Raw genomic sequence first — 19,129 nt, forward strand, 5'->3', positions numbered from 1 at the left:
TGAACCAGTTTGCTATTCTCTATGAGGAACGCTTCACCCACCCCGCATCGCTGAGATAATGCTGGCTCACCGGCTAAGTTGACGGTGAGCCTTTAACTGCCCTGAACACAAAAACGCTGACAGGCCCGGCATCGGCGCGAAACTCAAATAAAATCCAGCCTACGCGCGGATCACCAGGTCCGAGTACTTCCAGACATGCTCATCCGCCGACAATAGCCGCAAAGGTTCCGTGATGGACTGGGCCACCAGCAAGCGATCGAACGGATCGCGGTGATGATCTGGCAAGCTGCACACTGCGGCTGCGTGTGCCTTCGAGACCGGCAGCTCCAGGAATCCCGCTGCGCCATCTCCGCGATCAGTTCGTCCACGTCTACCGAGATCTTGTCGAGGCCTGCCTTGATGGATATCTCCCAGATCGTTGCCGCGCTGACATAGACCTCAGCCGCATCGACGATCAACTGACGCGCTTTCTTGGATAGTTTCCGGTCACCCGAAACGGCCCACAGAAAAATTACCGTCCTTCGAACGCCGCCAGCAAGTCGTCGGGGAGCGGCGCGTCAAAGTCGTCCGCAATCTGGATCTTTCCCTTCAGTCCGCCAAGGCGCCGTGGACTCTTCTTCTCGACAAACGGCACAAGGCGCACCATTGGCTTGCCCGCCTTGGCAATCACGACCTCATGGCCCTCCACTACCGCCTCGATGAGCCGCGAAAGATTCGTCTTAGCCTCATGGATGTTTCCAGTGTGCATGCTTTGCTCCCGGCAAGCGCTGAATGGAACTTAGTCTAGCTTTAGTCCATTTTTCGCCGCAAGTTCATATGCCGGATGTGCCGGGCAGGAGCGCACCAAAGCGAAAACAAAAAAGCCGCGGGCATCGCTGCCCGCGGCTTTCTTTCTACCGGACGGCGTGGCTTACTTGCCCAGCTTGACGCTCGTGGCGTCGGCGGTCAGGTAGCCCACCGATGCGCCCAGGCCGTTCTTGTAGTTGGCCAGCACCAGCGGCTCCACCACTGCCTTGACCTGCGTCTTGATGCCGTCGCCAGCGTGCTGGAAGTTGCTCATGATGTAGGTCCAGCCGTTGATTTCGTCCACGGCGTGCAGGCCCGTGGATTCGCCGCCAGCCGGCACCGACATCAGGCGCGACAGCTTCTTCGTGTCGACGTTGTACGCCCACAGGAAGTTGTTGGTGTGGCGGCTGCTGTCCTCGCCGATGAACAGCGTGCGCAGCTTTTCCGAGAACTTGAGGTTGTCGGGGTTACCGATGGTTTCCGGATCGGAGGTGTTGCCCAGCGCGTCGGCCGTGATGTCCTTGCCGACCAGCAGCGCCTGCGTATGCACCGGCACCCATTCGCTGTTGATGGCCGCGCCGCCCGTGTCCTTCTGGCCGCCGCCCAGCTTGTGCTGCATCACGCCGCCCGAGTTGATCGCGGCCGGTACGCTGATGTTGGCTTCGGAGTACCACGATGCGTGGCCCTGCACCATCGACTCGACGATGTTCTGCAGTGCTGAGTAGGCGATCTTGTCCTTGATGTTGACGGTCGTGCCTTCCATCTTGGTGAAGCCCATGCTGCCGCCAACCATGGCCGCGTAGCGGTGGGTTTCCAGGAATGCCGCCACCAGTTCCTTGCCGGCCTTCACGCGGATCCACTGCGCGGCGCCGCTGTACATCACCTTCTTGTAGGTGAGGTCGGCCGGGTCGGTGGCCGAGTAGTCCATGATGTCGGCAAACGTGTGCGACTTGGCCCAGGCTTCCACTTGCGCGCTGGTGGCATGGCCGAGCTTGATCCAGGTAAGGTCGGCGCCAGCGGCGGCCGGGTCGACCGAGAAACCGCTGCCCACCTTGGCCACGTACAGCGTACCGGCCGACAGGTCCTTTTCCTTGTCCGCCACGAACATGAACAGGCCGCTGTTGGTGGCGTCGTCGCCCATCAGCACCGTGCGGTTGTCCGGCATCACCTGAACCAGCTCGTGCGAGATGCGGCCCAGGCAGTAGTGCTTCTTGATCGTGCCGGTGCCGTCGGTGTTGACCGTCACTTCGGGCAGGTGGCCGTACAGGTACGGGTTGAACGGGATCGAGGCCGTGCCGTACAGGTTCAGCGCGAAGTCCAGGCACTGGGCGTTGGCCGAGGCGGTGCGTGCGTCCGGCTCGTACTCTTCGCTCGACAGGTGCGTGTTCCACGGCGACAGGCTCGCGCCGCAGGTGATCCACAGGCCGTTGGCACTGGACGTATCGACGTTGTGGTACTTCACCAGCTTCAGCTTGCCGGTGGCCGGGTCCTGGTCCAGCGTCAGCACGGCGATCGGCGACGGCAGGCGGCCGTACATGCTCTTGAGCTTGGCCTGGTCCCACGTCGTGTATTCGAACTGCACCACGGCAAAGACCGTGTTGCCCGCCACGCCGTCCACCTTGGCGCCGTCGATCTTGAGCAGCGACGTGCCGTCCGGCGAATCCGACCAGAACTGGCTGTTGTTCACCGACGGGTCGAGGATCGGGTTGTTGTTGATGTCGAAGTAACCGCCGGCCAGGATCTTGCCGCCCTTGCCGTCCGACACCATGTCACCGGTCATGAAGAACGGCTGGTAGGCCAGCTTGTAGGTCTGGGTGGTGTTGTCGCTCAGCTTCACGGTCAGGCTCGAACCCACCGTGGTGGTGGCCATGGCGGCCGGGTTGCTCAGCGAAGGCGCCGGCATGGCCGTGAACTCGGCCGAAACGAACGTCGGCGTGGCAGCGCCCGGCGTGGTACCGCCGCCCGGCGTGACGGTGGCCGGCGCATCGTCGCCGCCGCCGCAACCGGCCAGCAGCGAAGTGGAAGCCAGGCCCAGCGGCAGCATCGGCGCGCCGGCCAGGAGTTTCAGTGCCTTGCGGCGCGAAGCGTCAAGTTTCTCGAACATCAGGATTTTCCGTCTGGTAGTTGTAAAACGCCGCGAGCCGAAATTGCCCGGTACGTTCTCCCTTGTGAGGTCGGCGGCACAAAAAGCCGCGCCGGAACGCATCCTATTGGCGCTTTATGACAACAAGTTGAACCCGACGTGAATGGCATACACGTAAGCGGTGCCTTGCATGCCCGACGGACAGGCGGTACAAATCACAGCCAAAAAAAACGCCGCAGCCAGCTTCTGGCCGCAGCGTGTCAATTCGCCGGTCCGCACGACACCCACATGTCGCCCGTTGCACCCCATTGCTGGTTCGACCGGCTTGTCCTTTCATGGCAGAGAAAAACCGCCATGAGGCCGCATCGTAGGGGGGCGGCATGTCGCTTTCATGACAACGTGTCTTGACATCCGGTCAGCCGGAAAAATCGACGGATGTTCGTACTGGAGGGTGCCGCGCGGGGCGGAAAACAGGCCCGCGAATGGTCACCAGACTGTGGTGAAAATCAAACGGACGCGGGAAACCACTGGGAAATTTGTCTCATCAACACCGTAAATTCAGGCTCGGCGGGAATATGTCATTCTTAGCCTATTGAAGTGAGCAATCCGGACGGCTATGGTTCTGCGCATAATATTTTCCACGGCAATATATGCAACACCGAGCATATATTGTTCGCCCCAGCCGGAAAAACAATGAACCATTCCGTAACGGGACGCCTCGCGTCTCCAGCCGCCCTCATTTCCCGGTCCGCCGGGTTTTGCAGGCGCGCGTCCGCGCGCCCAGATCCGTTTATCCGCTTTGTAGCAACCCCGTAGCAACCGTTGTCACGGCCGGGCCAAAACGCCTCTGAAAGCCCGCTGTGATGACAACCTCTGGAAGTAATCCGGCCCAGGGTGTGACGGGGTCAACCGACGGGCCAGCCAGTCCCGCCGGGCGCGCCAGACTGCATGGACGGATTACCGAGGATCCACGACTGGAGAACATTCAATGAGCAGTGTTATGAATGATGGTGGCACCCCGTCCCAAGGGCCGGCGCCGTTTTTTTCAAAGGAAGCGACCTACGCCAAGCCGGGTTTTTCCCGCTGGATGGTCCCGCCCGCCGCGCTTGCGGTGCACCTCTGTATCGGCCAGGCCTATGCATTTTCGGTGTTTAATGCCCCCCTTTCCAAGGTGATCGGCATTACCGAATCGGCCCCGGACGACTGGAAGCTGACCACGCTGGGCTGGATCTTTTCGCTGGCGATTTTCTTCCTGGGCATTTCCGCGGCATTCGCGGGCAAATGGCTGGAACGCGTGGGCCCGCGCCGCACGATGTTCACGGCGGCCTGCTGCTTTGGCGGCGGTTTCCTGATTTCGGCACTGGGTATCTACACCCACCAGATCGTCCTGCTCTACCTGGGCTACGGCGTGCTGGGCGGTATCGGGCTGGGCCTGGGCTACGTGTCGCCCGTGTCCACGCTGATCCGCTGGTTCCCGGACCGTCGCGGCATGGCAACCGGCATGGCCATCATGGGCTTTGGTGGTGGTGCGATGATCGCCGCGCCGCTGTCCGTGGCACTGATGAACCACTTCAAGAGCGCCACCTCGGTGGGCGTGACCCAGACCTTCCTGGTGCTGGGCGTGGGTTACTTCATCTCGATGACCATCGGTTCGCTGGCCATCCGCGTCCCGCCGCCCGGCTGGAAGCCGGAAGGCTGGACCCCGCCCGTGGTCGAGAACAAGATGATCACGCGTAACCACGTGCACATCGACGAAGCGCTGAAGACCCCGCAGTTCTACCTGCTGTGGCTGGTGCTGTTCCTGAACGTGACGGCCGGTATCGGCGTGCTCGGCCAGGCTTCGCTACTGATCCAGGAAAGCTTCAAGGGCAGCGTGACCCCCGCCGCCGCGGCCGGTTTCGTGGGCCTGCTGTCGCTGTTCAACATGGGCGGCCGCTTCTTCTGGGCATCGTCGTCGGACTGGATCGGTCGCAAGAACACCTACTTCGTGTTCTTCGCGCTGGGCGCCGTGCTGTACTGGCTGGTGCCGCAACTGGGCGCCAGCGGCAGCATCGCGCTGTTCGTGCTGGGCTACTGCGTGATCATGTCGATGTATGGCGGCGGCTTTGCCACCATCCCGGCTTACCTGGCCGACATGTTCGGCACGGCCTTCGTGGGCGGTATCCACGGTCGCCTGCTGACCGCCTGGGCCGCCGCCGGTATCGCCGGTCCGGTGCTGGTGAACTACATCCGCGAATACCAGGTGTCCCATGGCGTGGTTGGCGCACAGGCCTACGCGATGACGCTGCACATCATGGCAGCACTGCTGGTGGGCGGCTTCGTCTGCAACCTGCTGGTGTCGCGCGTGAACGCCAAGCACCACATGAGCGATGCCGCCGTGGCCGGCCTGGGCGCCAGCGCCGGTGCGGCCCACTAAGCGTCAAAGGAGTCTACGAATGGAAAACCAGAACCTGAGCGCACATCCGACCAACAAGGCCCTGCTGGGGGTCTTCTGGCTCTACGTGCTGGTGCCGCTGGTGTGGGGCGTGTCGAACACGATCACCCAGGCACTGAAGCTGTTCCAGTAAGCCTGCCCCACCCAGGGCATGCACCAAAAGGCCGCAAGCAATTGCGGCCTTTTTTTCGTCCGGGCACGGCCGGAATGCAGCATTCCACGCATGTGCCTTGGCGCCCTGCCGTTGGCTTCATACACTTGACTGGCCTTTCCCACCCACCCTGAACTGGAGTGCACATGAAGATCGATCTGTCGGACAAGACTGCCCTGGTAACCGGTTCCACGGCCGGCATCGGCTTTGCCACGGCGCGCGGCCTGGCCGAGTCGGGCGCGCGCGTGATTCTCAACGGCCGCAGCCAGGCCAGCGTGGACAAGGCCATCGCCGCGCTCAAGGCCGCTGTGCCGGGCGCCGCCGTCGACGGCTTCGCGGGCGACCTCGTGGACGCCGCCGTCGCCGACACGCTGGTCGGCAAGCACCCCGACATCGACATCCTGGTGAACAACCTTGGCATCTTCCAGCCGCAGGACTTCTTCGAGATCCCCGACAGCGAGTGGTCGCGCTTCTTCGAGGTCAACGTACTGTCCGGCGTGCGCCTGTCGCGCGCCTATGCACCGGGCATGGTCAAGCGCAAGTGGGGCCGTATCGTGTTCGTGTCGTCGGAATCCGGCGTCAACATTCCCGTCGAGATGATTCACTACGGCTTTTCGAAGACCGCGCAGCTCGCGGTATCGCGCGGCCTGGCCAAGCGGCTGGCTGGCACCGGCGTGACCGTGAATTCGGTCCTGCCCGGCCCCACGCTGTCCGAAGGCGTGGAGGCAATGCTCAAGGACGAGATCGCCAAGACCGGAAAGTCTGCAGAGGAAGTGGCCGCCGACTTCGTCAAGGCGCATCGCAGCACGTCGCTGATCCAGCGCGCAGCGTCGGTCGAAGAAGTGGCCAACATGATCGTCTACGCGTGCTCGAAGCAGGCATCGGCCACCACCGGTGCGGCGCTGCGCGTCGATGGCGGCGTGGTCGATATCATCATCTAGACGGCATCTGACCGACGGCGTGGCCTACCCGCGCCGGTGGCGCAGCATGGCGGCCATGGCCGCCGATGCCCCCACCACCAGCGCCGTGGCCAGGATGGGATGGCGGGTCGACGTGGTGTAGGGGCACGACTTCAGTGTGCGCCGGTCGCCCACGCGCTCCACCAGGCTGTTGCCTGCCGCGTGCAGGGCGTTGTCGTCGCGCGGGCCGGCTGGCGTGTCGGTCTGCTGCGCCCGGCCCATGAAGCGCCGCATGAAGCGGTCGAACGTATGCGGGGCGTGATAGGCCGCGGCCGAGAACGCCTTGGCCGCCGCGCCCACGAACATGTCGCGGCGCGGATGCTGGGCGGCGAACAGGATGGCATCGGCTGCCATGGCCGGGTCGTAGAGCGGCGGCGCCTGCTTGGGCTCCACGTGCAGAAAGTTCTTGGCGTGGGTGACGATGGGCGTGTCCAGGCCCGCAGCCTTGATCAGCGTCACCGATACCGGCGCCTTCTCCTGTTCGAGTTCCAGCCGCAAGGTGTCGGTGAATCCCTTGATGGCGTGCTGCGACGCCGCGTATGCGCTTTGCAGCGGCAGCGGGCAGTCGCAGGACTCGCTTCCCATGTTGATGATGGCCCCGCCGTTCTGGCGCAGATGCGCCACCGCCGCCAGCGATCCGTGCACTGCGCCCCAGTAGTTGGTTTCGAACAACCGGCGGTGGTCTTCGAGCGGCACATTGTCGTGACGGCCGAAGATCGTCACGCCGGCGTTGTTGATCCAGGTGTCGAAGCCGCCAAAGCGCTCGATGGCCGTCTGTGCCACATGCGCCACGTCCTCGTGCTTGCCCACGTCGGCGGCCACCGTGATGACCTCGGCACCGTGTTCGCGCAGTTCCTCGGCAAGCCGGTGCAACGCATCCTCGCCGCGTGCCACCAGCACCAGCTTCGCACCCAGCCCGGCGGCCTTGCGCGCCGTTACCAGCCCCACGCCACTGGTGGCGCCGGTCAGCACGATCACCTGCGAGCCGATCTTCTTGAGGGTTTTCATCTTGCCTCTCATGGTTGGGTCAAACCTTCCTGGCTGATCGCACATCCCGTGCCCGGCGTCTGCTCTCGTCTCCGCCCGATGTGCGGCGCAGCAATCGGCGGTCCGCTTTTACAAACACGGTAAAGTCCGCCGGCCATGTAGGACGACTTCCACTTTTCCGCGTCGCCCACGCTGCATAAGCTGGAACGACCCTCGCTTCCCGCAACGGCCCGCCATGGCGAAGACGCCTTCCGCATCCCCGCGCACGCAGACCACGCAGCTGGACAAATACCAGCGCAAGCGCGATTTCGCCGCGACGCCCGAGCCCAGCGGCACCGCCGGCAAGAAGGCCAAGCGCGCCAACGGCTGGGCGGCCCACGCGTTCGTGATCCAGAAGCACGCCGCCCGCCGGCTGCACTACGACTTCCGGCTCGAAATGGACGGCACGCTGAAAAGCTGGGCCGTGCCGAAAGGGCCCAGCTACGATCCGGCCGACAAGCGCATGGCCGTGCATGTGGAAGATCACCCGCTGGACTACGCCGATTTCGAAGGGGTGATCCCGGCGGGCCACTATGGCGCCGGCACGGTCATCGTCTGGGATCGTGGCGTGTGGATTCCCGACACGGACCCCGAGGCCGGCTATCGCGAGGGCAAGCTCAAGTTCGAACTGCGCGGAGAAAAGCTGCAAGGCCACTGGACGCTGGTCCGCATGGGCGGCAAGAAAGCGCGCGACGACAACGCCTGGCTGCTGATCAAGGAGCGCGACGCCTATGCGCGGCCCGCCGCCGAATTCGACGTGATCGACGCCATGCCCGACAGCGTGCTGACCGGCACGGCAAAGACGGCGCGCAAGAAGCCGGCCGGCGCAGCAACCAAAGCCAAATCGGGCGCCAGGACCAAGGCCGGCGGCAAGACATCGGTCACGTTGCCCAGGGGCGCCACAAAGGCCGCCCTGCCACTGGCCCTGGCGCCCCAACTGGCCACGCTCGTCGACAAGCCGCCCACGGACACCAGCCAGTGGCAATACGAAATCAAGTTCGACGGCTACCGCATCATGGCGAGCATCGACGGCGACGACGTGCGGCTGTTCACGCGCAATGGCAACGACTGGACCTCGAAGCTTCGCGCGCTGGCCGCTGAAATTGCCAGCCTGGGCTGGCCCGATGGCTGGCTGGACGGCGAAATCGTGGTGGTCGATGCGCAGGGCATCACCGACTTCCAAGCGTTGCAGAATGCCTTCGAGACGTCGCACGCCGAAGCCATCCAGTTCTATGCGTTCGACCTGCCCTACTACGCCGGGCACGACCTGCGCGCGGTACCGCTGGCCGAGCGCCGCGCGCTGCTGCACGGCCTGCTGGCCAGCCACACGCCGGGCGGGTTGCGCTTCAGCGACAACTTCGAGGGCGCTCCGCAAGACATGCTGGACGCGGCCTGCCGCATGAAGCTGGAGGGCATTATCGGCAAACGCCTGGACGCGCCCTACGTCAGCAAACGCGCCAGCTCGTGGATCAAGCTCAAGTGCCAGAACCGGCAGGAGTTTGTGATTGGCGGCTATACCGACCCCAAGGGCAGCCGCAGCGGACTCGGCTCTTTGCTGCTGGGGCTGCACGACGCCGACGGCAAGCTGCGCTACGTCGGCAATGTCGGCACCGGCTTCGACACGGCGATGCTCGACGCGCTGCGCAAGCAGCTTGAACCGCTCGGCATCGACGACACGCCCTTCGACCCGCTGCCGCGCGGCATCAAGGGGCACTGGGTCAAGCCCAGGTTGGTGGCGGAGGTAACCTTCGGCGCCTGGACGCGCGAAGGCCGCATCCGGCATTCGGTATTCCACGCGCTGCGCACGGACAAGCCGGCCGCGACCGTCACGCTGGAGAAGCCAGTGCACGCCGAGGCGGCACCGAAGCGGGCATCGACGGCGAAGAAAGCCGCGTCGAAAGCAGCATCGAAGCAGAAAACCGCCATCGGCAACGTGGCGGTCAGCCATGCCGAGCGGGTCATCGACAAGTCCACTGGGCTGACCAAGGGCGATCTCGTGGCCTACTACGCCAGCGCCGCCGACCTGATGCTGCCATTCCTGCGCGGTCGCCCGCTGGCCCTGGTGCGCGCACCGTCGGGTATCGACGGCGAGCAGTTCTTCCAGCGCCATGGCGACACGCTGCACGTGAAGGGCGTGAAGGCGCTGGACCCCGAACTCTGGCCCGACCACCCGCCGCTACTGACCGTCACCACGGCGTCGGCCATCGTCGAGGCGGCGCAGCTCAACGTCGTGGAATTCCACACCTGGAACGCCAGGGCGCGCGCCATCGACAAGCCCGACCAGATCGTCTTCGATATCGATCCCGGCGAGGGCGTCCGCTGGCGCGAGATCCAGGAAGCCGCCAGCCTGATCAAGGCACTGCTCGATGCCTTGGGGCTGCAGAGCTTTCTAAAGACCAGCGGCAGCAAGGGCCTGCACGTGGTAGTGCCGCTATCCGCCCGCGCCGGCTGGGATGCCGTGCGCGACTTTGCGCAGGACGTGGTGACACACATGGCGCACACGATTCCCGAGCGCTTTGTCGCCAAAAGCGGTCCGCGCAACCGGATTGGAAAGATTTTCATTGATTACCTGCGCAATGGTGTCGGCGCTACCACGGCTGCCGCGTTCTCGGCGCGTGCCCGGCCAGGGATAGGCGTTTCCATTCCGGTCAGCTGGGATGAACTCGGCGACCTGACCGGCGCGGCCCAATGGACCATCGCCAACGTGCAGCCACGGCTGGACGAACTGGCCCGCCATGACCCGTGGGCCGGCCACGACGCGGTACGCCAGACCCTCACGCGCGCCCGCAAGCTGCTCGACGACGCCTGACCTGCTCGCCCCTCCGGGCGCATGCATCCCCGACGCCACAACGGCTCCCCGACATCGCTGCGGCGGTGTCGGCGTCCGTCTGTCAGCCATCGCGCCATAAGCGGCACGGTTCTTGCCACTGACCTCCCAGAACGTGGCCCCAACGGGCCGCGCGCCCGACAAGAACCAATGAGACAAGACCCCGATCCCTGGTATTCGAGTGAGTTCTGGCAACGCGTCATTATTGGCGTGCTGATGCTGGTACTGGCCTACATGCTGGCCTCGCCGGCAGATGCCGGGGTCGCCAGCCACCCAGGACACTCCAACGCTGCAGCGCGCTAGACGCGCTGCACGTGCAGTTTGAAAATGCGTCAAAGATACAAATGATATGGGCCAAGAAACGGTAAAAATTACAATTCGCGATAACTCGACGCCACCGGAGTGCTTCCGGACAGCGCTGACGGCGCACGCCCAGATCTTGCAGATTCCCGCCATTACGGAAGCGGTGGAGCTCGCCGCCAGTCAGCCATGAACGCCTCGCCCACGCCCGCCCATCATCCGACGCGCCGCCCGCTGGTCCTCAATGTCGAGGGTCGCGAAGGGCCGCGTTACGTCAAGAGCCGCATCCTGAACCGCGCGGATTTCTCCGTACTGGAGGCTTCCGACGGCCAGGCGGCGTTGTCGCTGGTACGCCAGCATGCTCCGGACCTCGTGCTGCTTTCCGGTCAGCTATCGGACATCGACGGTCTCGATGTGTGCCGCCTGCTCAAAAGCGACCCGCAGACCGCTCGGACCATGGTCCTGCTGACGGCTCCGGGCATCACCGATTCGCATCGCCGCGTGCAGGCGCTGGACGGCGGCGCCGACAGTTTCCTGGTGGAGCCGTTGGAACCCGAGGAACTGGTATCGAACATCAACGCGCTGCTGCGCATGCGCGGCGCCGAGGATGCCTTCCGTCGCACCTCGCAGGCGCTGCACGAAAACGAGGACCTGTTCCGCCAGTTGGCCGAGGCACTGGCCGACGGGGTCTGGATCTTCGATCCCGCGGCGAATCGCTTCCTGTTTGTCAGCCCTTCGTTCGAAGCACTCTGGGGCCGCCCCACCGACACAGTGAAGCAGGACCCCACGCGCTGGCTGCAATGGGTAGCGCCCGAAGACCGCTCGCGCCTGGATTCGGAATGGCGCAGCATGCTGCGCGACGGCCGGCTCGACTCCGAGTTCCAGCTTGAACGCCCCAACGGCGAAATCCGCGAAGTGCACATGCGCGCGTTCCCGGTACGTGGCGCTGATGGTCGCTGCCTGCGCGTAGCGGGCATCTGCCAGGATGTGACGCGCCACAATCGCGCCGAGCGCACGCTGCACAACGAAGAGCGCCGCAAGGACGAATTTTTGGCCATGCTGGCGCACGAACTGCGCAACCCGCTGGCGCCGATGCGCAGTGCCGTCGACCTGCTGCAGCAATTCTCGCCCACGCGTGAGGACATGTTCCGTGCACGCGACATCATCGGCCGCCAGCTTCACCACATGACGCGCCTGGTGGACGAATTGCTGGACGTATCGCGCTTCAACCAGGGCAAGATCACGCTGCGGCGCGACCTCGTGGAGTTGCGCGGCGCGCTGAACACGGCGGTCGAAACCGTTCGGCCGCTGCTGGAGACCCGCCGGCACACGCTGCGACTCTCGCTGCCCGAACAACCGCTGCCGCTGCGCGGCGACATGGTGCGTCTCACGCAAATCTTTGGGAACCTGCTGCACAACGCGGCCAAGTTCACGCCCGAAGGTGGCCAGATCACCGTGGAAGCCACTGCGGCGGACGGCAAGGTCGTCGTCCGGATCCGAGACAACGGCAACGGCCTGTCCACTGCGCTACAGCGGCAACTGTTCGACCCGCTGGCGCCCGAGGCCGGCAACAGCGAGGCTGCGTCGCAAAGTAATGCCGAACACGACGACCGACCGGCCGGCGCGCAGGCGCCGGTCACCGACCCCGACAACTTCGCCGCGCGCGAAGGCCCCGGCATCGGCCTGACACTGGTACAGAAACTGGTGACGCTGCATGGCGGGCGCATCAGCGCGGAAAGCCCGGGCAAGAACCTGGGCAGCACATTCATCGTCGAGCTGCCTGTGGAGCCGTGGCAGAACTGGCATCCGAGCAGTGGCAAAACGCCTGTGCAGATGGCTGCCGCGCCGCACACCATCATGCTGGTGGACGACAACGTCGATGCGCTCGAAGCCATGACGATGACACTGGAAACGCTGGGCCACACCGTGGTGACTGCCCCCGACGGCCAGAGCGCCCTCGACTGCGCCGCCAGCGTGCGTCCGGACGTGGTGCTGCTGGACCTGGGCATGCCGACCATGGACGGATTCGAAACCGCCAGGCGCCTGCGCGAGATCCCGGAACTGCGTAATGCGCGGCTGGTGGCATTGACCGGATTCGGCCAGCCCGACGACCGGCGCCGCACCCGTGCCGCAGGATTCGACCTGCACCTGGTGAAGCCTGCGGATCTCAACGCGCTGACGCGGCTGCTCGATGAACTCGATGCCTGAAGCCTGAGCGCACGCACAAGGATCACGATGCATATCACACCCGAACCCGACATCACGCCCCCGAAGCCGGAAATTCCGCCCCCGGAACCGCCCGACATGACGCCGGAGCCGGTCAGCGATCCGCCTCCCGGCGACGTGCCGCCGCCTCCGCCGCAACGCGCGGCTGGGTGACGGCTCATGTCGCGCGTCATCTGGAAGGGCGCCATCAGCTTCGGGCTCGTGAACATTCCCGTGTCGGTGAAGCCCGCCTCGCGCTCGCATTCGCTTGACCTCGATCTGCTGGACAAGCGCGACATGGCGCCGGTGGGCTATCAACGCATCAACAAGCACACCGGCAAGCCCGTGGAACGCGGCGATATCGTCAAGGGCTACGAGTACGAGAAGGACGAGTACGTCGTTCTGAACGACGAGGACTTCAAGCAGGCGAATGTCGAGGCTACCCAGACCGTGGACATCGTCAGCTTTGTCGACGCTGCATCGATTCCGCCCTACTTCTTCGACGCGCCCTACTACCTGGAGCCGGACAAGCGCGGCGAGCGCGGCTACGCGCTGCTGCACGAGACGATGCGCAAGACCGGCCGTGCTGCACTGGCACTGGTGGTGCTGCGCAATCGCCAGCACCTGGCGGCGTTGATCGTGGCAGGCAAGGCGCTGGTGCTCAACACGATGCGTTTTGCCGACGAAGTGGTGCCGGTCAAGGACCTGACCCTGCCCGGCGGCAAGAAATCTGCCGCCACTGCCCGTGAAGTGCAGATGGCGACGAAACTCGTGGAAGACATGAGCGAGGACTTCAAGCCCGAGCAATATCACGATACCTATCGCGAGGACTTGCTGGCCCGCATTCACGACCGGGTCAAGGCCGGCAAGACCCATCTGCTGACAAAGGCCACCGACGAGCCGGTGGCGCGCAAGGGCGCCAAGGTCATCGACATGATGGCGCTGCTCAAGCAGAGCCTTGGTGGTCGTGGCAAGGATGCCGCGAAGACTCCCGCAAAGAAGGTGGCGGCGAAGAAGGTCACGGCGAAGCAGGCCGCTGCGAAGAAACCTGCGGCAAAGAAGTCCGCAGCGAAGAAGGCCGCCGTGAAAGCAACGCCGTCAACAAAGGCGGCTACCCGCAAGGCTGCGGCACGCAAGGCGGCCTGACCTTCTACCCTTCAGGAATTCGGAACCACAAAGAAAAAGAGCCGCGACACGTGGGAGAGTCGCGGCTCAGCGCAGGGCGACCGTAGTCGCTGCGCATCATCAACCTTTACATATCACCGCCCGCTCAGCGCGACGAAACCTTCAGGTGATCGCTCACAGAATCGACGCCTTCCACCGAGCGCACCGAAGCCACGGCCATCTCATGCTGCTCCGCGCTCGGCACCGAGCCCGTCAGTTTCACCACGCGGTCCTTGGTCTTGACGTGGATGCCGGTGGACTTCAGATCCTTCGTGGCCAGCAGCTTGGTCTTGACCTTCGTGGTCAGGGCACTGTCAGTAACGGCCTGCTTGGCATTGTCGACACTGGCATCAGTCTTGGCGCCCGTGGAAGCGGCCGGCAACTTATCCCGGTCACCGTCCGAACGGCCCGGCACGCTGGTCGCATTATTGGCCGGTGGCTGCATCGTCGTGCCACCCGTGCTACCCGTGGTATCGGCCACCTTCATGAAACCACCTGCGTCCAGGGCATGGGCTCCGCCTGCAGCAGCCAGTGCGGCAACCATCATGGCAACGCGAAGAGTCTGTACGGTTTTCATGGTGTTATCTCCTTGTTAGCGTTTGAAACGCGTTGAATCAAGCTTTGATTCACACTGAATGTACTGTGCCATTCGCGAATACGATCCGGCGACGCGCGGGACGTCACCGACACCGTTGCATAACACTCTGCAAGTAGCGTTCCAATGCATTGCCATATCGCAACGATGGCTGGCATCCGCTGATTTCAAGCGGCGCGCCGGGTCATGAAAGGACGTCGGCGCGACCGTGCATCGGCCTCGGCGTGAAAAGCATGCATGCGTTGTAATTCGGGGCGTTGGCCATGTCGCGCATCGGCTACCTGTATGTCTGACAGATGCCATACGCCCCACATGAGCGAGTGGCACGCCGATTGCTCATACCCCTGTGCGGCAAGCCCGCCGCGCGACTTGGAGACAGCAATGGGACAGCAGCAAGGTAGCCAGCAAGGTAACCAATCCCAATCGGGACAAAAGCAGCAGGAGCAGCAACCCGGCCAGCGCGGCGACCAACAGCAAGGTAGCCAGGATCAACAGCGCCAGCAGGGCGGTGGCCAGATGGGCAACCAGGACAAGCGTTCCGGCCAGCCTCAGCAGGAAAGCGGCATGGGCAACCAGCAAGGATCGCAACAGGGTTCCCAGCAGCAAAAGAACCGCCAGCAGTAAGCCTGCGTAACGCCAGCTTTTCCGGGGCCCGCAGTGACATCTCCACGGTTGTCACAACACGCCTGAAGTCAAGACGTGCCTTTCCGAAGCGGTGCCCCTGCGCCGGAACACCCTCACGGGTGTTCCGGCGTCTTTCGTTTTATGTCGCGGATTTTCGCTCTCCTCTCCCGCAAAGCGGGAGAGGAGAGAACAGTGATGACGACTCGCAGCTAGAAATAGAAACGCCCAAGGGCTCGGCGCTTCCAGGATCACAGGGGAATACGCGTACTGCCAAGGGCGGGATGGACGCATCCTAGCAACACCATTTGCACGCTGCAAGCCGTCTTCCGTCGCGCTTCGCCTGGCGTTATCGAGAAGCAGAACCACCGGAAAATTGCAACGTCCTGCGTGCCACGCCTGACGCGGGCTGTTGTGAAGATGTGTCTAAAGGATGAGACGAATCTAATTTTCTTGCCGCTTTGCAGATGGACCTCATTCAAGCGCTCTCGCTACTTGTTTGCTCCCCTCTCCCGCAAGGCGGGAGAGGGGCTGGGGGTGAGGGTCAGCATTTCAAATCGGAACAAGTCGCAAATTGAGCCGCAATGCCCTCACCCCCAACCCCTCTCCCACTGCGTGGGAGAGGGGAGCAAAACAGTACGGCAATCGAGAGAAAAAGAGTGACCTCACCCAAGCCGATTCGACACCACGGCCACAGCCTGGCGCCAGACTTCGCGTTGCCTGTCCAGATAGTCGATGGCCTGCTGGCCAGTCAGGCTCAGCGGTTCCGCGCCGCCCTGCGCCAGGCGATGGCGCAGCGAAGGACTGCGCAGCAGGCGTGTCAGCCGTGCAGATAACATGGTGCGACGCGATTCCGGCATGCCCGGCGAAGCCAGCACACCATACCAGGCGTCCTGCAGCATGTCCGGTATGTCTGCCTCGGAGAACGTGGGGACCGAAGCCGCCAACGGGCTGCGCGATTTGCCGGTGACAGCCAGGGCGCGTACGCGGCCCTGTTGCATCAGGGGCAAGGCCGCCTGCAGCGTGCTGACCAGCAGCGCCACGTGGCCGCCCTGCAGATCGACCAGCGCGCGTGCACTGCCGGGATAAGGCACGTGCGTCATCGAGACACCGGCATGGCGGCACATCAGTTCGCCCACCAGATGGGCGCTGGAGTGGATGCCGAGCGAGGCATAGGTGATTTCACCCGGGCGCTGCCGGGCCAAGGCCAGCAGCCGCTGTAGCGTCGCGCGCGCCTCGTCGGGCTGGGTGCGCGTGCCGTCGCCGGCGATCAGCAGCACATGCGGGGTACTGGCGACGATGGCCATGGGCTGCAACTTGCGGGCGGGAGGTTCTGGGCTGCTGGCGAGCAGTGGGCCGATGCTGACCGACCCGACCGTGCCCAGCAGCAGGGACGGACGTTCGGCGCTCGCGCGCGCGGCCTCGTGCAGGGCAATCTGTCCGGCCGCACCGGGCCGGTTGTCGACGATCGTCGGTTCGCCATCGCCGGTCAGGCCGTCCGCCACGATGCGGGCGATGCTGTCGGCACCGCCACCGGCTGCATAGCCAACCAGCAGGTGCAGGGGCTCGGCGGCAACTGCGGAGAGCCAGGGGCGCGCCAGCGGCAGCACCAGTAATGCCGCGGTGACGCGCCGGCGAACGGGAACTGACATGAAGGTGGCACGAATCGGAAATCTGCCGCATCGTAGCACTGTGCGCCAGCGTCCGCCGCCCGGACAAACCCGCCTGACCGGCCCTGCGGTTCAGCCGCTCAGTTCTGCGGCGGGCGGCAGGCGGCGCCGCTGGCGTTGGCGGCCGGGTCCATGCCAAAGACCGCCTGCGCGCCGCATTGCGATCCGAACATGCGTGCCTGGTCGTGCCCCACGCCCACCACTTCGGACGATCGATGGGCGCTGGCCTGCCCCGGCTTGGCCAGCACCTGCTCGTAGCGCCAGTAGGCGCGCGCACGCTGCAGCCGCGTGGGGCCCTCGGCCTCGGCGCCGCACGCCTTGTCCAGGACGCGGTGATTGGGATCGTTGTCCTCGCTGCCCACCATATAGGTCACCTGGCGCTGCATGTAGCGCTGGTAGAGCTTCATGCCGTCGGCGCCCTTGGCATAGGCCACCATGTCGCGCATGCCGTAGCGGTACTTGTCGTAGTCCGCGCAGACCGAGGTGCTGTACGGGGCAAAGCGGCGATAGTCGGGCGCGACGGGCCGATCCGGCGTGAAGTACAGATAGGACGATGGATTGGCCACCACGTAGCGCAGGTCGATGCCCGACGCGCGCACCTTCTCGTCGACGTTGTTCAGCACGGCATAGCGGTGCACGATCTGCGCGCCGCCCGAGTGGCCGGCGACGGTCACCTTCCTGACCATCGGCAAGCGCTGCTTGTTGGTGACGTAGGCCAGCAGGTCGTCCAGCACCTGCAGCGAACTGACCCCGGCGCCGGGGCCCGATACCGCGTCCTCGCCGCCGATCCAGCCCTGTACCGTCCAGACCGGCATGTTGTCGAAATGCTTGGCCGCATCGGGCGTACCAGGGAAGTTCGGTGCCACCAGCAGCACTTCGTCCGGATTACGTCCGCTGGCCTTCAGCAGATCCGCGCCGGCTTTGTAGTAATCATCGCCATTGCGCTGCAGGCCATGCTGGACAAACACCACTTCACGGATGCCGCGCAAGTCGCCGCCCAGCGGATGATTGGCGTAGACGGGAAAGTCGTAGCCCGCGCCGGCACCCAGGTGCACGCGCTGCCATTGCGGTGTCGCCGCGGCGGGCGCCGCAGCAGGCGCGGCGGCCTTCTGGCTGGCGCAACCGGCCAGCGCCAGCACAGCGGCGGCAAGCATGGCGAGTGACGGATATCGGGTAACGCGGCACATGGAATGTCTCCTTGGAATAGTCATGTCGCCCGCGTGCATCGGGCGAAACGCCAATACTACGTCTGCCGTGGCCCGACGTAAAATATATGCATCACAGAATTTCCATATGTATTGGATATATATCGATGGAGCTGAGACACCTGCGTTACTTCCTGGCCGTGGCCGAGACTGGTTCGGTCACACGCGCCGCCGAACAACTCGGCATCCAGCAGCCGCCGCTGTCGCAACAGCTCAAGGCGCTGGAGACCGAACTGGGCGTGACCCTTTTCGAGCGCCAGCCGCGCGGCGTGGCGTTGACGGCCGCCGGCACCGCGCTGCATGCCGACGCGGTCGACCTCTTCAGCCGTATCGAGCAGATGCGCGCACGCATGCAGCGGATGGCACGCGGCGACGAAGGCGCGCTCGCCATCGGGTTCACCAGCTCGGCGGCGGCACACCGGCTGACGCCGGAGGTATTGCGTGCATGCCGGCGGCAATTTCCGCGCGTGGCGTTGTCGCTGAACGAATGCAATGCCGCCGAGGCGATCGAGCGGCTGGCCGATGGCACGCTGAACGCCGCATTGCTGCGCGCGCCCGTGCTGCATCCCGAAGGCGTGCGCTTCGACTTGCTGTTGGAAGAAGAGATGGTGATCGCGCTGCCGCTCGACCACGCGCTGCTGCGGCGCCGCGCGCTGCGCGGGCAGAATGCCGGCGCGCCGGTGTCGCTGAGCGAACTGGCATCCGATCCGTTCATCCTGGTGCGGCGTCCCGGTGCGCCGGGCATGTACGGCGACCTGCTGCACGAGTGCGAGGCGCTGGGCTTCACGCCACGCATCGGTGCCGAGGTGGAGCGGATGCTGACCAACCTGAATCTCGTGGCCGCCGGCGCGGGCGTCAGCGTGGTGCCGGCGTCGATGGCTGGGCTGAACCGGCATGGCGTGGCCTACTGCCGCATGGTCGAAGCCGACCGGCTGCGCGCGCCGCTGACGCTCGGGTATCGGGAGGGACAGGACGACGTGGCGCTGGCCGCGCTGGTGGCACTGACACACCGCATTGCCGCGCGCCATCGCAAAAAGGCCCAGGACGGCGAGTAGCCAACCTGGGCCTCAACTGGTGACGACGAGGCCGCTACGGGGCCGCCC

General features: G+C 64.6%; 16 protein-coding genes and 1 pseudogene. 10 read left to right on the plus strand and 7 right to left on the minus strand.

The features are described 5' to 3' along the window. Positions 1-159: 159 nt before the first annotated feature. The 3 genes and pseudogenes from MFF62_RS22350 to MFF62_RS22360 form a co-directional block, all read right to left on the minus strand. Positions 160-512: pseudogene (locus tag MFF62_RS22350) on the minus strand (type II toxin-antitoxin system VapC family toxin). Beyond that, complete coding sequence (locus tag MFF62_RS22355; protein WP_238265303.1) at positions 512-748, minus strand: type II toxin-antitoxin system Phd/YefM family antitoxin; 237 nt, start codon at positions 746-748, stop codon at positions 512-514. The pseudogene MFF62_RS22350 and the gene MFF62_RS22355 overlap by 1 nt, the downstream one beginning before the upstream one ends. Before the next feature lie 162 nt (positions 749-910). Next, a complete protein-coding gene (locus MFF62_RS22360) occupies positions 911-2,890 on the minus strand; it encodes a PhoX family protein (RefSeq protein ID WP_238265304.1) in 1,980 nt (659 codons plus the stop codon). Positions 2,891-3,857: 967 nt separating this feature from the next. On the opposite strand from MFF62_RS22360, the gene MFF62_RS22365 reads away from it, so the two are divergent. The 3 genes from MFF62_RS22365 (at position 3,858) to MFF62_RS22375 (ending at position 6,395) form a co-directional block, all read left to right on the plus strand. After that, positions 3,858-5,285 (plus strand): L-lactate MFS transporter, encoded by a 1,428-nt coding sequence (locus tag MFF62_RS22365; protein ID WP_238265305.1) that lies wholly within the window; start codon positions 3,858-3,860, stop codon positions 5,283-5,285. Positions 5,286-5,304: 19 nt separating this feature from the next. Next, entirely contained in the window at positions 5,305-5,436 is a 132-nt protein-coding gene (locus MFF62_RS22370) for an MFS transporter small subunit (RefSeq protein ID WP_238265306.1), read from the plus strand. Between the two features lie 164 nt (positions 5,437-5,600). Continuing rightward, a complete protein-coding gene (locus tag MFF62_RS22375; protein ID WP_238265307.1) occupies positions 5,601-6,395 on the plus strand; it encodes an SDR family NAD(P)-dependent oxidoreductase in 795 nt (264 codons plus the stop codon). Positions 6,396-6,419: 24 nt separating this feature from the next. On the opposite strand, the gene MFF62_RS22380 is transcribed toward MFF62_RS22375, so the two are convergent. Next, positions 6,420-7,421 (minus strand): SDR family oxidoreductase, encoded by a 1,002-nt coding sequence (locus MFF62_RS22380; RefSeq protein WP_238265308.1) that lies wholly within the window; start codon positions 7,419-7,421, stop codon positions 6,420-6,422. 214 nt (positions 7,422-7,635) lie between these two features. Between MFF62_RS22380 and ligD the strand changes: the two genes are divergently transcribed. The 5 genes from ligD (at position 7,636) to ku (ending at position 13,917) form a co-directional block, all read left to right on the plus strand. Next, the gene (gene ligD / locus MFF62_RS22385) at positions 7,636-10,248 is read left to right on the plus strand and encodes a DNA ligase D (protein ID WP_238265309.1); all 2,613 of its coding nucleotides are present in this window, start codon (positions 7,636-7,638) and stop codon (positions 10,246-10,248) included. A gap of 168 nt (positions 10,249-10,416) precedes the next feature. After that, positions 10,417-10,569: a hypothetical protein gene (locus MFF62_RS22390; RefSeq protein ID WP_238265310.1), complete on the plus strand. Its 153-nt coding sequence runs from the start codon at positions 10,417-10,419 to the stop codon at positions 10,567-10,569. Positions 10,570-10,755: 186 nt separating this feature from the next. Beyond that, entirely contained in the window at positions 10,756-12,774 is a 2,019-nt protein-coding gene (locus MFF62_RS22395; protein WP_238265311.1) for a response regulator, read from the plus strand. 27 nt (positions 12,775-12,801) lie between these two features. Continuing rightward, positions 12,802-12,945 carry a hypothetical protein gene (locus MFF62_RS22400; protein ID WP_283205366.1) on the plus strand — a complete coding sequence of 48 codons (144 nt, stop codon included), beginning with the start codon at positions 12,802-12,804 and terminating at the stop codon, positions 12,943-12,945. A gap of 6 nt (positions 12,946-12,951) precedes the next feature. Beyond that, complete coding sequence (ku, locus tag MFF62_RS22405; protein WP_238265312.1) at positions 12,952-13,917, plus strand: non-homologous end joining protein Ku; 966 nt, start codon at positions 12,952-12,954, stop codon at positions 13,915-13,917. A 124-nt stretch (positions 13,918-14,041) separates the two neighbouring features. Here ku and MFF62_RS22410 read toward each other — a convergent pair whose 3' ends face one another. Beyond that, positions 14,042-14,512, minus strand: a complete 471-nt coding sequence (locus tag MFF62_RS22410; RefSeq protein ID WP_238265313.1) for a BON domain-containing protein — start codon at positions 14,510-14,512, stop codon at positions 14,042-14,044. Between the two features lie 399 nt (positions 14,513-14,911). Between MFF62_RS22410 and MFF62_RS22415 the strand changes: the two genes are divergently transcribed. Further along, the gene (locus MFF62_RS22415; RefSeq protein ID WP_238265314.1) at positions 14,912-15,154 is read left to right on the plus strand and encodes a hypothetical protein; all 243 of its coding nucleotides are present in this window, start codon (positions 14,912-14,914) and stop codon (positions 15,152-15,154) included. A 662-nt stretch (positions 15,155-15,816) separates the two neighbouring features. Here the strand turns inward: MFF62_RS22415 and MFF62_RS22420 are convergent. Both MFF62_RS22420 and MFF62_RS22425 read right to left on the minus strand, forming a co-directional pair. Next, positions 15,817-16,803, minus strand: coding sequence for a tripartite tricarboxylate transporter substrate binding protein (locus MFF62_RS22420; protein ID WP_238265315.1), 987 nt, complete (start codon positions 16,801-16,803; stop codon positions 15,817-15,819). Between the two features lie 98 nt (positions 16,804-16,901). Next, entirely contained in the window at positions 16,902-18,008 is a 1,107-nt protein-coding gene (locus tag MFF62_RS22425) for an alpha/beta fold hydrolase (protein ID WP_238265316.1), read from the minus strand. 125 nt (positions 18,009-18,133) lie between these two features. Between MFF62_RS22425 and MFF62_RS22430 the strand changes: the two genes are divergently transcribed. After that, positions 18,134-19,081, plus strand: a complete 948-nt coding sequence (locus MFF62_RS22430; RefSeq protein WP_238265317.1) for a LysR family transcriptional regulator — start codon at positions 18,134-18,136, stop codon at positions 19,079-19,081. Positions 19,082-19,129 lie beyond the last annotated feature (48 nt).

The sequence above is a fragment of the Cupriavidus pauculus genome, from assembly GCF_022179805.1.
In the GTDB taxonomy this organism is placed as follows: domain Bacteria; phylum Pseudomonadota; class Gammaproteobacteria; order Burkholderiales; family Burkholderiaceae; genus Cupriavidus; species Cupriavidus pauculus_E.

Excerpts from the sequence above, each read along its gene's own strand:
- ku (WP_238265312.1), top strand. The coding sequence starts at position 12,952 with ATGTCGCGCGTCATCTGGAAGGGCGCCATCAGCTTCGGGCTCGTGAAC.
- ligD (WP_238265309.1), top strand. The coding sequence starts at position 7,636 with ATGGCGAAGACGCCTTCCGCATCCCCGCGCACGCAGACCACGCAGCTG.
- MFF62_RS22430 (WP_238265317.1), top strand. The coding sequence starts at position 18,134 with ATGGAGCTGAGACACCTGCGTTACTTCCTGGCCGTGGCCGAGACTGGT.
- MFF62_RS22370 (WP_238265306.1), top strand. The coding sequence starts at position 5,305 with ATGGAAAACCAGAACCTGAGCGCACATCCGACCAACAAGGCCCTGCTG.
- MFF62_RS22365 (WP_238265305.1), top strand. The coding sequence starts at position 3,858 with ATGAGCAGTGTTATGAATGATGGTGGCACCCCGTCCCAAGGGCCGGCG.
- MFF62_RS22425 (WP_238265316.1), bottom strand. The coding sequence starts at position 18,008 with ATGTGCCGCGTTACCCGATATCCGTCACTCGCCATGCTTGCCGCCGCT.
- MFF62_RS22415 (WP_238265314.1), top strand. The coding sequence starts at position 14,912 with ATGGGACAGCAGCAAGGTAGCCAGCAAGGTAACCAATCCCAATCGGGA.
- MFF62_RS22410 (WP_238265313.1), bottom strand. The coding sequence starts at position 14,512 with ATGAAAACCGTACAGACTCTTCGCGTTGCCATGATGGTTGCCGCACTG.
- MFF62_RS22390 (WP_238265310.1), top strand. The coding sequence starts at position 10,417 with ATGAGACAAGACCCCGATCCCTGGTATTCGAGTGAGTTCTGGCAACGC.
- MFF62_RS22355 (WP_238265303.1), bottom strand. The coding sequence starts at position 748 with ATGCACACTGGAAACATCCATGAGGCTAAGACGAATCTTTCGCGGCTC.
- MFF62_RS22375 (WP_238265307.1), top strand. The coding sequence starts at position 5,601 with ATGAAGATCGATCTGTCGGACAAGACTGCCCTGGTAACCGGTTCCACG.
- MFF62_RS22400 (WP_283205366.1), top strand. The coding sequence starts at position 12,802 with ATGCATATCACACCCGAACCCGACATCACGCCCCCGAAGCCGGAAATT.
- MFF62_RS22380 (WP_238265308.1), bottom strand. The coding sequence starts at position 7,421 with ATGAAAACCCTCAAGAAGATCGGCTCGCAGGTGATCGTGCTGACCGGC.
- MFF62_RS22360 (WP_238265304.1), bottom strand. The coding sequence starts at position 2,890 with ATGTTCGAGAAACTTGACGCTTCGCGCCGCAAGGCACTGAAACTCCTG.
- MFF62_RS22395 (WP_238265311.1), top strand. The coding sequence starts at position 10,756 with ATGAACGCCTCGCCCACGCCCGCCCATCATCCGACGCGCCGCCCGCTG.
- MFF62_RS22420 (WP_238265315.1), bottom strand. The coding sequence starts at position 16,803 with ATGTCAGTTCCCGTTCGCCGGCGCGTCACCGCGGCATTACTGGTGCTG.